Origin of the sequence: Streptomyces sp. NBRC 110028 (genome assembly GCF_001417735.1) — a bacterium.
Taxonomy (GTDB): Bacteria; Actinomycetota; Actinomycetes; order Streptomycetales; family Streptomycetaceae; genus Streptomyces.
On sequence record NZ_BBUZ01000050.1, the window covers coordinates 15909 to 28645 of the forward strand.

Genomic DNA, 12737 nt, shown 5'->3' on the forward strand with positions numbered 1-12737 from the left:
GGTCCTCGGTTGCCGATCCACGGCTCCCAGATCAGCGACAGACTCAGAAAAGCTTGCAATGCCTATTTTCCGGCACCCACAGGGGCAGGGCTTGTGTGGCGGTATTCAGCCGATACCACCCATTGCCCCGGGTATCGCCCCGCCATGTCGCCGCTCAGTTGCAGCTTTGTCGGTGCGTAGAGGAACGGTTGCAATCGGGCCAGATCATGTCGAATCTGCGCCGCAACCCCGGATAAACGTCACAAGAGTCACGTCCGGCCTGTGACCTAAGGATAGATCGCCCCAGTTCGCGGCCCTTGCCCGTCAGCGACCATCGTAGAAATGTTCCCGATGTAATAGTTCGATGAATTCGATCTATCAGCCCGCCCCGCGACATGAGGCGGGCGGAGGGGGACATATAACGTTGTCTGGGTTATCCAGAACAAGACGCAGACTGTCCATTGCTTTAGGCACTGTGCTGCTGACCACTAGCGGCACGGCCATAGCGATCGTCCCGACGGCGGACGCCGCCCCGTCGGCAACCGACAGGGCATCTGCCCGCGCCGCGGACCCGAGCGAGGCCAAGGTCCGCGCAGCCGATTTCGAGTGGGCGGTCAAACACAGTAAGAGCGGCATCCCCTGGGCCCTGACTCAGGCGAAGAACACGGGGAAGAAGAAGCTCGTCTCCGACGAGACCACGGCGACATCCATCACCCATGCGAACCCCGACGGCACGCTCACCTCCGAGCTCACCGCCGGTCCGGCCCGCATTCAGCAGGACGGCCGGTGGGTGGACGTGAATGCCAGGCTGACGACGGCCGCGGACGGCAGAGTGAAGGCGAAAGCGCACCCGAATGGGCTGGAGCTCAGTGGCGGGGGCGGCACGCCCATGAAGTCGTTGAAGGCCGCCGATGAGGCCACGGCCCGCGACCCTGGTCACTCTCGGTGAGGGCACCGAGCAGGTCACCCTGCAGTGGAAGGGCGGCCTGCCCAAACCCGACCTGGATGGCACCCGTGCCACCTACAGGGATGCGCTGCCCGGCACCGATGTGATCGTCGAGGCCACCCGCACCGGCTTCGAACAGTACGTGAAGCTGGACCAGCGCCCCACCGACGCCTACAGCTACACGATGCCGCTGAAAGCCAAGGGCTTGAAAGCCGCTGCGCGGACGGACGGCTCTGTTCTCTTCACCGACGCGAAGACGGGCGCTGAGCGGGCCGTAATGCCCGCTCCGGTGATGTGGGACGCGTCCGTGGACAAGGTGTCGGGCAAGCATGAAAACCGGCACCCGGTGAACATGAAGGTGGTCGACAGGGGCAACGGCGACGTCGACCTTGTTGTCACCCCCGACAGGGCCTGGCTGGCAGACCCGGCGACCCAGTACCCGGTCACCGTCGACCCCTCGACGGCAAACCTGACGAACGTCTTCGATACCTACGTTCAGCAGGGCGAGACCGGGGACCTGTCCACCGACGTCGAGCTGGACTTCGGCAACCCCGGCACCACCAACAGCGATGGCACGCCGCGTACCGCCAGGTCGTTCATCACCTGGAACACCGCGGCGTTCAAGGACGCCTTGGTCACGAACGCGGACGTCAGCCTGTGGAACTTCCACTCCGGCAACGACGACTGCAAGGCGTACGATTGGACCATCTGGGACACCACCGCCTCCTCCACCGCCTCGCGGTGGACGAAACAGCCGACATGGCAACGGCAGTACCACTCGTCCACCCAGACCAAGGGCAACTCTGCCTGCACCAACGCCCCAGACGGCTGGATCAGCGCGGACGTCACGACTCTGGTGCAGAGTTGGTCCTCTGCTCTGGACGGCAAGGGCCACATGGGGCTGCGCGCGGCCACGGACGACGTCAAGGCATGGAAGCGCGTCAACTCCGCTAACGCCACGTCCAACCCGCCGAAGCTGAACGTCACCTGGAACTACCGCCCTGGGGACGGCACCGCGCAGCAGGGCCGGCCCGCCCTTCAAGTCCTACGCTGGGTTGTGGGCCGTGAACACCACCACCCCCACTCTGCGGGACAAGTTCTCGGATGCGGACGGTGACACCGTCAATGGCACCTTCCAGGTCTACGACGCGGCGACGAACAAGCCCATCACCACCCCGGCCGGAGAGGGCTTGATCGTCTCCGAGTTCGTCAAGCCCGGCGAGTGGGCGAGCGTGAAGGTGCCGGCCGGGCAACTGGTCGACGGCAAGACGTACAAGTTCCGGACGAACGCCTACGACGGTACCCACTACAACCTGAACTTTTCGCCGTGGCGGGAGTTCGTCGTGGACACTACCGCCCCCGGTGTGCCGAAGAGCGTCGTGTCGGAAACGTACCCGGAGAACCTGCCGGGCGGTGCCGTGGGGGAGCAGGGCCGGTTCGACATCGATACCGGCGTCGATGACGCCCGCGACGTGGAGTACCGGATCGGGCCGGCCGACACTGACGACGACGGTAACAGCGGTAACACCAGCACTGATGGATGGCAGCGCACCCCGACGACCAACAACGGCTTCGCCGCCAAGGCCTCGTTCTACGCCGCCCCTGCCGACGACGGCAACCATCAGGCGGAGGTGCGGTCAGTAGACCGGGCAGACAACACGGGCGCGACCCGCGTCTACGGCTTCGCGTCGCCGAGACGCACCGACACGGGCCGCGCCAAGAAGATCGATATCAACCTTCCCAAGCCGAACATCGGCGCGACCGCTCCCGGGTATCACGATGAGCCGCAGCCCGCGTGGGATTGGGCCACCGTGCAGCAAAACGGCATGGTCAGGGGCGGCAAGCCGCAGGTGTACCGCAGTACCGGTCCGAAGAGCCGTTCAACGGTGACATTGAAGCCGCTGGCGGAGTTGAAGCGCAGTCCGGAGGATGCGGCGAGGGCACGGCGGCAGTTGCGACTGCCCGAATACCCGGACCCGATCATCACGGGCGGTTGGTGTGACCCGACGCTGGTGAACATCAAGGCACAGATGACGCGGACGGAGGCGTGTCTGCCGACACAGGTGACCTTTGAGGTTACGGATCTGGCGTCCCAGCCGCCGAAGGTGTACCAGCAGATGTTCGACGTGCTGTACATGCTGAAGACCGATCCGGAGAGTAACAAGATCAAGACGTGGATGCAGATCGACCCGAGGGATTGGGCGATCCCTGCACCCAAGCTGCCGTTCCCCGGCGGAGCGAACGGGATGATTCTGCTTGACGTCCAGTCGTGGTGCCAGTCCGACGGCTGCGACAAGCAGGCCCAGGACTGGGACTTCTACGGAGGTCGGTCCAGGTGGAGCGGCAACCAGGACCAGCACATCATCACCGGAGTCGCCGACTTCGAGTGGAACGGCAGCGTCAACAACTCCTCTGGGAGCAAGGACAAGGACCTCTCCAGGAAACTTCCACTGCGGTGGTGGATGGACTGGGGTACGACTATTCCGGGTGTCCCTGATCCGACTGGCGAGGACGAGATAGTGTCGCCGCCAACGGTGGCCCGCTGCGACAAGGTGATATCTGGCAAGGACCCGGGGTGTGTGCTCCCGTCGTACAAGCCGGGGTACACCATCAACTCCGAGGCGTTCCCGGGCGCGGCGGCGCACATCTGGCTGATCCAGAACAAGCACGCGAAGAAGCTGGGCAAATCCCCGCAGACGCCGCTGCACTATCTGCCGTCCAAGGCGCGCAACGCACCCAGCCAAGAGCCGGAGAACAAGTTGGACAACGGCAAGCCGGGGAACCGTAAGGCGGTGTGCGGGCGCGCGTTCCGCAAGCACAACGACACCGCCACGATCGCGACCCCCAACGGCAACCCCGACCCGATCTCGTGTGACGAGTTCCCGTTCGCGGCGACATACGAGTCTCCCGGATTCCCTGCGGCCGACGGCGGCCTGAACCCGGCCAAGAACTCCGACTACGCCGGTCTGGAGTGCGTGCAGACGGTGGTGGCGAAGGGCGACGGAACGCGTGAGCACCTGTACAACGACACCACCTACGACGACCCCAAGTGGCCCGCGCTGTGCGGCCGGTCGTCGATGTCGAACTACATCAATACTCAGTCGATGCAGCCATTCGGCGTAAGCTTCGCCAAGCAGTTTCGGCTGCTGGACCACGACGAGTACTGGGTCGACCCGGCCAATGGCCGTTTCGCGGACTGCGACCCGTCCAAGGACGAGATCAAGTGCACGATGAAGTGACCGGTCGCTGCATCGTGCAGGTTCGGATGGCCTGACCTGTGCGGTCCGGCAACGCGGGGGCACGCCCACCTGGTGGACATCGGGTAGGCGTGCCCCTCTTTCCCCTCGCCTACGTCAATGGAGGACACGATGAGCGACGTTCTGCTCGCCTGGACCGCCATCACCGACTGGCTGGCGGTGCACGCGCCCGCCTCGCACGCCACCTTACGGCCGGGCGCTGCCGTCGCAGACGTTCGATCCGCCGAGGACGCATTGGGAATGGGCCTGCCCGTCGACCTGGTGACGCTGCTGATGGTGTGCGACGGAACGGTGGATGCTTCAGCCCTTGACCGAGACCCCGACGAGTACGACCCGGGCTTGTTCCTCGCCCAGCATCATCTGCTACCGCTTGAGGAAATCGCGCAAGTCCGGGGCCGCAGAGGGAAGACCGACCCGTTCTGGGGCTTGTGGGTTCCGTTCGCCGTCACCGACTACTCCCTTTCCCCGTGGGGCGGCCTGGCAATCGACGTCGAAGGCCGCCTCGCCATCTTCAGCCAGGACGGCGGTGAGCCGCCGTCGGCACCGCTCACCTCTCCTGGGTACGGATCCCTCAGCGAGTTCCTGGACATTGTTGCTGAAGCCCTCACTCAAGGCACCGGCCCGTTGATGGCCGAGGCTACACCCGGGTTTCACCGGGGCGCACTGGTATGGGGGCCGTTGCCGGGCGAGGGCGCTCCATGGACGTCGGTGCACCCGGAGGACGGCTCCACAGCCTGAGGGCAACGCGATACGGCCATGAGGCAGACCGGGGAGCAAATAGCGAGCGATTGTCAGTCATCCCTGTCCAGCGATGACGCTGCCCTTGCCGGAAACCTCATCCGTGCAGGTCAAGCCGCATTCTGGTATTCGTGGAGGATGCCGCCGAGGCGATCGCGTCGACGTATGTCGAGGCGGGCTAACGTGTCCGGGTCGTCGATCGGTGGGGGGGGGCAGGGGGTGCAGAGGTCTGGCGTTGGCGATGCCCTGGTGTGGTCGGTGTCCGTTGTAGAACTGCTCGAACTCGCGCAGGGTATGGAGTAGGTGTCGCTGGTTCCAGATCAATGTCCGGTCCAGGAGCTCGCGACGACAGGTCTGTATCCGGCGCTCCGTGATCGAGTTCATTCGTGGCATCTGGATGCCGCTGAGGACGACGTCGATCCCCGCGTCCTTGAGGACGGCATCGAAGAGGGCGGGGAACTTCCTGTCCCGGTCCCGGATCATGAACCGTGCGCGGCGGCCGAGGTCTTCGAGGTCCATGGCGAGGTTTTTCGCCGTTTGCGCTACCCAGGATGCGCTCGGATGCGCGGTGGCGCCCAGGACGCGGATCCGGCGACTGCCGTGTTCGATCACCACGAGCACGTACATCCGCATCCCCGACAGCGTGACTGTTTCCATGAAGTCACAGGCCAGCAGGGCATCAGCCTGTGCGCGAAGGAAGGTGGCCCAGGTACGGGAGTTCCGCTCGGGTGCTGGGGCGATGCCAGCCTCTTTCAAGATGTCCCAGACGGTGGACGCGTCCACTTCCACCCCCAGCACGAGCAGCTCACTGTGCAGGCGCCGGTACCCCCCAGCTCGGGTTCTCCTTCGCCAGCCGCAGCACCAGGATGCGGATCGAGCGCACGGTGCGCGGTCGTCCCGGGCGTTTGGGTCGGCAGGAGGAGGCATGGCGGCGTGCGACGAGGTCGCGGTGCCAACGCAGTACCGTGTCGGGGCGTACGAGCAGCCGTAACCGTCGCAGGACGTGCAGGGGCAGCCGGTGCAGCAGCGCTGCCAGGTACGCCCGATCGCTGGGTGTGAACCGGATCTTGTCCTTGCCGAGTTGGCGTTCCAGCACGGTGATCTGGTGGCGCAGGGCGAGGATCTCCGCGTCCTTGTCCCGGTCGGTCATCGGCAGCAGGCGAAGCATCGCGAACGCGTTCGACACACCCAGGTAAGCCAGTCGCAGCAGCACGATCAATCATCATGACGCGCTGACAGCAGCTGCGCCAGAGCGTCGGACCGAGCGACCGCGGCCAAGATTTCGGGAACCCGAAGAAGCGGTCCCCACCAGGGCGGATGAGATTTCCGGCAAGGGCAGTGGCTGTACCGGCCGTCGGCCGATCTGCCGCCCGTTGCGGCGCCGCACCTCAGGGCACGTGCGCGGCCGGGGGCTTCTTCCGTAGCACCTTCCCCGGCCGGTTCACCGAGAACACGCCGTCACGGAGCACTGGACTGCCATTGACGAGGACATGGCGCACACCGCGGGCGTAGGAGAGCGGTGCCTCGTAGGTGGCGGTGTCCGTGATCGTCGCGGGGTCGAAGACCGTGATGTCGGCGACCATGCCCTCGGCCAGTGTGCCGCGGTCGGTGAGGCCGAGGCGTGCGGCAGGGAGTGCGCTCATCTTGCGCACGGCCTGTGACAGAGTGAGGATACCGCGATCCCGCGCATACCGCGCCAGGGCGCGGGCGAAAGCTCCGAAGTGGCGCGGGTGCGGGTGTCCGCCGCCAGTCAGGTCCAGTTCCCATCCGTCGCTGACGACAGCGCTGTTCCGGTGACGCAGCACGGTCTCGACGTCGGCCTCGGACATCGCGTGGTTGACGATCCACACCTCCCCTCCGTGGCCGCGCAGCACGTCGAGGGAGACCTCAGCAGGGTGACGACCCTCGGCGGTGGCGATCTCCCGGATGGAGGAGCCCACCCACTCCGAGTAGCGGCCCGGAACCATGGCGGCGAGGACGGTGCCCTCGGGAAGGAAGGTGCGTCCGATCTTGGCGCGCAGTTCCGCGGCGATCGCCTCGCGTGTTTCCCGGTCCTCCAGTCGTGCGAGCAGCGCTTCCATGCCGCCATCCAGCGCCCAGTCGGGCAGCCGGGAGGTGAGCCGGGTCGAGGACGCCGCGTACGGGTAGACGTCGCACGCCACGTCCAGACCTTCCGCGACTGCGGAGTCGATGAGGGTGAGCGCTTCGTGCACCTTGCCGTGATTGGCCGGTCCCATCGCCTTGAGGTGTGAGATCTGCAGACGAACGCCGCTGCGGCGGGCGGTCTCGAGGGCCTCGACAACGGCCTCGATGAGGTGATCCCCCTCGTCCCGCATGTGGGTGCTGTAGAGCAGTCCAGCCCGTCGCGCCTCGGTGGCGAGCAGCACGATCTCGTCGGTGTCGGCGAACGATCCGGGGGCGTATATCAGTCCGGTGGAGAGGCCGAACACGCCCTGCTCGGCGGCTTCGGCGAGCAGCTTGTGCATGGTGGCCGTCTCTTCGGATGTCGGGGGGCGCAGCTCCGTACCGAGGGCGGCGATGCGGAGGGTCGCGTGGCCGACCAACGCCGCGAGGTTGACGCGCGGGGCGGCCGCCTCCACTTCGCGGGCGAAGCCGTCGAAGTCCTCCCACGGCATCTCGGCGCTGCTGCTGCCTCCGCGGGCGAGCGTCGTGTCGTGTTCGTGGCGCCGCGCGGGGTTGATCGGGAAGGGAGATGTGCCGCAGTTGCCGGTGACGATGGTGGTCACGCCCTGCCGGATGCAGGATTCGGCAGCGGGCGCGTCACGTATCGTGAAGTCGGCATGCGAGTGCAGGTCAATGAAGCCCGGTGTGACCACCTGGCCGGCACAGTCGATCACCTCGCGGGCGGTGGCGCCGGACGGGGCGTCGCCGACGAACACAATCCTGCCGCCCCGGACGCCGACATCCGCGCGCCGTCCGGGCGCTCCGGTGCCGTCCACGACGGTTCCCCCGACGGCGAGCACATCGAGCTCGAGCAACTCTTCTCCTCCATATGCGACGTGTGATGCAGGACTCGGGCAGGTGCGTCTCAGACCAGCAACGTCAGGATCAGGCCGTACATGACCGCGGCGGGGATGAGCACCTGCCAGCCGACCGAGAGCAGTGTCCTGAGGCGGGTGGCTTCGGCGAAGCCGAGGGCGGACATCATGTTGGGGTTGGGGAAAGGGCCGTAGGTGTCGGCTTTGGAACCCCACAGATAGGTCACAGCCCACGTGGCGGGGGTGAGCCCGATGCTGGTGCCGAGTGGACCGAACACGTTGTTCAGCAGCACCACGTGTGCCGCGGTAGCGCCCGGGACGCCCAGCCAACCGAGCAGCGCCACCGCTACGGCGAACGACAGCACCGGCAGGTCGTGCAGCTGCGGGCCGAACGAGTCCAGGAGGACGTCGTACGGCTTGAGTTCGTTGACCATCTGGAAGAACGCGGCGAGTATCCAGAACAGCAGGAAGGTCTCCACCATCCGTCCCGCGCCGCGGCATAGCGCGTCGATGGTGTCCCTCACGGACAACCCGCCGGCCATGGCGGTGACCACGGCCATCACTGGGAGGGCCAACAGGGGGAAGGCGGTGCCTCCCTTGCTCATCGTGGCGTAGGCCACCGAGACCACGAGGACTACCGAGAATGCCCAGGTGGCGCGCACGGTACGGGGCCCAGGGGCTTGCTCGTCCGCTTCGGTCAGGTCGTCTTCGTAGAAGTCGTCGCCGCCAGGTGCCGAGCGGCGCTGCACACGCGGCACGACGACTATGGAGAGCAGCAGGGACAGCAGGGCGAGGGGACCCGCGGCGACGAGGACATAGGTCCCGTACTCCACTCCGGAGGCGTCCAGGATTGCGATGTTCGCCCCGGCGAAGGGGGCCAGCGCCAGCCCCGCACAGCCGCCCAGGAACATCATGCTGGCCGTCGCTGAGCGTGTGAAACCGGCACGTGCTGTGATGGGGATGAGGATCGGTGCGGCGATCGCCAGCGCGCCGGCGAGCGTGCCGAGCGCGAAGACCAGTACCAGGCAGGACATCATCACGCCGAGTTGGATCGCCAGTTGGCTGTCCCGCCGTACGACGCGCATGACGCCGCGGACCAGGAGGTCCGCGGCTCCTGTCTGCCGCAGTACCTCCCCCAGGCCGGAGCCCAGCAGACAGATGACACCGATGACGGTCACCGTGTCACCGAGCGCGCTGCCGAGGAGGATGCCGACGTCCGTGGGCGGACGCTGCGCGAGGACGACCCCGGCCAGCAGGGAGATCACGGTGGCCAGCAGGAGATTCATGCCGCACAGCGAGAGCACCGCGTAAAGGACGATCGGGAGCAGACCCCAGATCGTCGGGGTGTGCACCAGGAAGCCGAGCACGAGCGCGGCGATCAGGCCGGCTCCCGCGATGGCGTACTGCGTGACGGTCAGCAGCGAGCGTCCGCGCCGGGGCGCGGCCGCGGCAGCGAGGGGGTTCTTGGTCATCGACATGGTGCGCTCCGGACCTCGTGGTCATCGCGGTCGTTGATCGTGGGCCCTGGCGGGCTGGGGGGAGCGGTCAAGGAGACGGGTGGGCCGGCGACCGGTGTCGTGGCGTCCGGCCTACCAAGGGAGAGGAGGGCGTCCGCCTGGTCGGCGCCGCTCTCGGCGAGGATCTCCTCGAGGGACTGCTCCGGGCGGACCGTGGCGAACCGTATGGCCGGTCCCTGAGTGGTGAAGCCGTGCACGGCGGGCCGGGCGAGGCTGTTGTACGACCATGGCGTGGAGAAGTAGTAGCCGCCGGTGTCGTGGAGCACCACGAGATCCCCCGGTTCCAGCTCGGGCAGTTCGACTCCGCGGGCCACGAGGTCACCGGCGAAGCAACATGGTCCCGCGACGTCCTGCGCACGCGGCGTCCCGCGTTTGGGCCGCCCTTCGGCGTCGTACACCCCGACCCGCAGTGGCCATGCCTGTGGCATGAAGACGGTGCGGGTCGCGACGTGGGCTCCGGCGTGCGTCAACGCGATCCGGCGGCCGCCGGTGTCCTTGGTGTACTCCACGACCGCGGCGATGAAGCCATTCTTGGCCACGAGCGAGCGCCCGAACTCCGTCACCAGCGAATACCGTCCGTCGAAGAGCCCCGGCACACTGGTCCTCAGCTGCTCGACATAGTCCGCGTAGGAAGGGCGGATCTCGTCGTCGTCGAAGTTGACCGGCAGGCCGCCGCCGATGTCCAGGCTGGTGACCTGCTGCCGACCTGCAGCGGTGTTGATCTCCTCCGCGAGTTCGTACCCAGCGCGCACCCCTTCGCCGATCAGTTCCAGGGAACATCCCTGTGATCCCACGTGCACATGCACTCGGGTGAGCCAGGAGCGCGCGGCGAACGCGTCGAGGATGCGCCGCCGGGCTCCGGTGTCCTGTAGCGGAACACCGAACTTGGAGCTCAGCGACGCGGTGCTCATGGCGTCGATCGACCCGGCGCCGACCTGCGGGTTGATCCGCAAACCGCACACCGAGGAGCTGTCACCTGCCGAGCGCAGTGTCCCGATCCGGTCCAGCTCGGCGAAGTTGTCGGCGTTGACCGCTACGCCCAGGGAGAGCGCGCGCGCCAGCTCGGCTTGTGTCTTGGCGGGTGAGTCCAGAACGATCCGCTCCGGCGAGAAACCCGCGGCAAGGGCTTGCGCCAGCTCACCCGGGCTGGCGACCTCGCATCCCATGCCGGACCGAGCGAGCAGCCGCAGCACGGGGACCAAGGACGCGGCCTTGGCGGCGAAGGTGTGCAGGACGGGGGCATCACCGAACGCCTCCCGCAGATCACGCACGGACTCCCGGACGCCGTCGGCGTCGAAGAAGCCCGCGACCAGGTGATCGGCACCGATCAGACCTGCGCGGACCGCTTCGCGGACGACCCCGTCGCGCCGGCCGGGATCGACCCGGCGGTACGTCCCGGACCCGCCCGTGCTGCTGACTCGTCCTTTCCCGCTGTTCTTGTCGTCGTGCGCATACATGTCGACCGCGACCTCCTGTGAAGCACCCGTGGCATGCACCAGAGTCGAGGAAATCCACGAGAAGTCGTCACATGCGCGGGAAAACGTCACGTCCGCACGTTGAACGTGGGTAGGCGCCCAGGAATCCATGTGGTAGAGACGTGGTGTGGTGCAGGATATCGTCGACGAAAGAGACCTGGCGCTGGTCAACGCGTTGCAGGTCACCCCTCGCGCCTCCTGGGCTCAACTGGGGCAGGCCCTGGACTTGGACCCCATGACGGTCGCGCGCCGCTGGGGGCGCCTGTGCGGCACCGGACTGGCCTGGGTCACCTGTGTCGCCGGGCCGGCACTGCACGGTGATTTCTGCATGGCCTACATCGAGATCGAGTGCGGTCCGGGGCAGCTGGAGGCAGTGGCGGCGACGCTCAGTGCCGAGCATCCTGTCCGTTATGTCCACCACATTACGGGCGCGTACGGCCTACTGGTCGTGATCGCGCTGCGGACGCCCGCGGCGGTGTCCGCCTACTTGCGCCACACGATCGACCGTCTGCCCGGTGTGCGGTCGTCCCGAATGGAGATGCGGACCGTGGGATACAGCGAGGCGAGCCGGTGGCGGCTGCGCAGTCTGGAGCGGTCGCAGCAGCACGTGCTCGAGTCGCTCGGGACGCTGCCCGCGGCAGCGGGCGGGGCGCGGGTGGATGCCACGGATCAGGAGCTGTACCGGCTGCTGCACGAGGACGGCCGCATGCCGTTCACCGTGCTGGCCGACCGTGCCGGGATCAGCGAGCCCACCGCGCGCCGCCGCGTCAAACGGCTGCTCGCGAGTCGGCTGCTGCGGCTACGCTGCGAGGTGGCGCAGTCCATATCGGGCTCGCCGGTGACCGCGGTGTGCTGGGCGAGCGTCCCGCCGCAGCATCTGGAGTCCGCGGCACGCTCGTTGACCGCGCTCCAGGACGTCCGGCTATGTTGCGGCTTGACAGGGCGCCGGAACCTGCTGTTGATGGTCTGGTTGCGGACGCTCGGCGATCTGCCGCGGCTGGAGGCGCTGATCGCCGAACGTTCCCCCCATGTGACCATCGTCGATCGGGCCACCTGCCTTCACACCGTCAAGCAGATGGGTCGACTGCTGAATGCTGAGGGACGAAGCATCGGTAATGTGCCGCCCAATGTCGAGGTGCTGGCGGAGTCCTGACAGGGATGGGCTGCGGTAGGCGTCGGGGGTCCGGTCTTGTGCGGCGGTCGCCCGACCCATTCGGCAGCGGGGCCATGGCGCATTGGCGGAGTCCTCGGTTGCTCCTCTGCGCGGCGCCATCTCGCGGCCGATGTCATCCGTCCTGTGACCGCTTGAGCCTGGCTCGCACATGCATGCGCTCTCCCTGGTGGCCGAAAAGGCTGATGATCTCTGCTTGGGCTCCGTCAGGGCTGCCGAACCAGTGGGGCAGTCGCGTGTCGAACTCCGCCGCCTCACCTGCGGCGAGTACCAGGTCGCGGTCGGCCAGGACCAGCCGCAGACGGCCGGCCAGGACGTACAGCCACTCGTGACCCTCATGGGTTTTGAGCTCGGGGGGCGGTCCGTACCTGTCGTTCGGCCTCGCGGTCGTCGGCATGTTCGGCCTGTTCCTCTTCCTCACGTACTATTTCCAGATCGTCAAGGGATACAGCCTGGTCGTGGCCGGTCTGGCGTTCCTGCCCTTGATGGCCTGCATGATCATCGGCTCCACCCAGATCAGCGGACGGCTGATGTTCCGCGTCCAGCCGCGTCTGCTGATGACCTCGGGCTTCCTGGTGGCCGGCGTCGGCATGCTGATCCGCACGCTGATGGAGCCCGGCAGTTCCTACCTCGCTCTCATCCTTGTGCCGTTCGG

Annotated in this window: 8 protein-coding genes and 3 pseudogenes; 6 read left to right on the plus strand and 5 right to left on the minus strand. The window is 66.9% G+C overall.

Annotation, left to right across the window (positions count from 1 at the left end):
- Positions 1-454: 454 nt before the first annotated feature.
- The 4 genes from ASC60_RS43485 (at position 455) to ASC60_RS34925 (ending at position 4920) form a co-directional block, all read left to right on the plus strand.
- Positions 455-928 (plus strand): hypothetical protein, encoded by a 474-nt coding sequence (locus tag ASC60_RS43485; RefSeq protein WP_055557730.1) that lies wholly within the window; start codon positions 455-457, stop codon positions 926-928.
- Positions 891-2042, plus strand: a complete 1152-nt coding sequence (locus ASC60_RS43490; protein ID WP_055557731.1) for a DNRLRE domain-containing protein — start codon at positions 891-893, stop codon at positions 2040-2042. The genes ASC60_RS43485 and ASC60_RS43490 overlap by 38 nt, the downstream gene beginning before the upstream one ends.
- On the plus strand, positions 1990-4164 hold the full coding sequence (locus ASC60_RS43495) for a hypothetical protein (RefSeq protein ID WP_234357258.1): 2175 nt from the start codon (positions 1990-1992) through the stop codon (positions 4162-4164). Before ASC60_RS43490 ends, ASC60_RS43495 begins: the two co-directional genes overlap by 53 nt.
- A gap of 129 nt (positions 4165-4293) precedes the next feature.
- Entirely contained in the window at positions 4294-4920 is a 627-nt protein-coding gene (locus ASC60_RS34925) for a hypothetical protein (RefSeq protein ID WP_159043377.1), read from the plus strand.
- Between the two features lie 110 nt (positions 4921-5030).
- Here ASC60_RS34925 and ASC60_RS34930 read toward each other — a convergent pair.
- The 4 genes and pseudogenes from ASC60_RS34930 to ASC60_RS34945 form a co-directional block, all read right to left on the minus strand.
- A pseudogene (locus tag ASC60_RS34930) lies at positions 5031-6133 on the minus strand (integrase core domain-containing protein).
- A 175-nt stretch (positions 6134-6308) separates the two neighbouring features.
- Positions 6309-7919 (minus strand): amidohydrolase family protein, encoded by a 1611-nt coding sequence (locus ASC60_RS34935; protein ID WP_055557733.1) that lies wholly within the window; start codon positions 7917-7919, stop codon positions 6309-6311.
- A gap of 50 nt (positions 7920-7969) precedes the next feature.
- On the minus strand, positions 7970-9397 hold the full coding sequence (locus tag ASC60_RS34940; protein ID WP_055557734.1) for a Na+/H+ antiporter NhaC family protein: 1428 nt from the start codon (positions 9395-9397) through the stop codon (positions 7970-7972).
- Positions 9388-10893, minus strand: a complete 1506-nt coding sequence (locus ASC60_RS34945; RefSeq protein ID WP_079038821.1) for a diaminopimelate decarboxylase — start codon at positions 10891-10893, stop codon at positions 9388-9390. The genes ASC60_RS34940 and ASC60_RS34945 overlap by 10 nt, the downstream gene beginning before the upstream one ends.
- A gap of 145 nt (positions 10894-11038) precedes the next feature.
- On the opposite strand from ASC60_RS34945, the gene ASC60_RS34950 reads away from it, so the two are divergent.
- Positions 11039-12064 (plus strand): Lrp/AsnC family transcriptional regulator, encoded by a 1026-nt coding sequence (locus ASC60_RS34950; protein WP_107097247.1) that lies wholly within the window; start codon positions 11039-11041, stop codon positions 12062-12064.
- A 133-nt stretch (positions 12065-12197) separates the two neighbouring features.
- On the opposite strand, the pseudogene ASC60_RS34955 reads toward ASC60_RS34950, so the two are convergent.
- Positions 12198-12446: pseudogene (locus ASC60_RS34955) on the minus strand (cupin domain-containing protein); the annotation flags it as partial.
- Between ASC60_RS34955 and ASC60_RS34960 the strand changes: the two are divergent.
- Positions 12439-12726 (plus strand): annotated as a pseudogene (locus ASC60_RS34960) (MFS transporter); the annotation flags it as partial. The pseudogenes ASC60_RS34955 and ASC60_RS34960 overlap by 8 nt on opposite strands.
- Positions 12727-12737: the final 11 nt, after the last annotated feature.

Coding starts and splice junctions, on each gene's coding strand:
- ASC60_RS34925 (WP_159043377.1), top strand. CDS start 4,294: ATGAGCGACGTTCTGCTCGCCTGGACCGCCATCACCGACTGGCTGGCG.
- ASC60_RS43490 (WP_055557731.1), top strand. CDS start 891: ATGAGGCCACGGCCCGCGACCCTGGTCACTCTCGGTGAGGGCACCGAG.
- ASC60_RS34945 (WP_079038821.1), bottom strand. CDS start 10,893: ATGTATGCGCACGACGACAAGAACAGCGGGAAAGGACGAGTCAGCAGC.
- ASC60_RS34940 (WP_055557734.1), bottom strand. CDS start 9,397: ATGTCGATGACCAAGAACCCCCTCGCTGCCGCGGCCGCGCCCCGGCGC.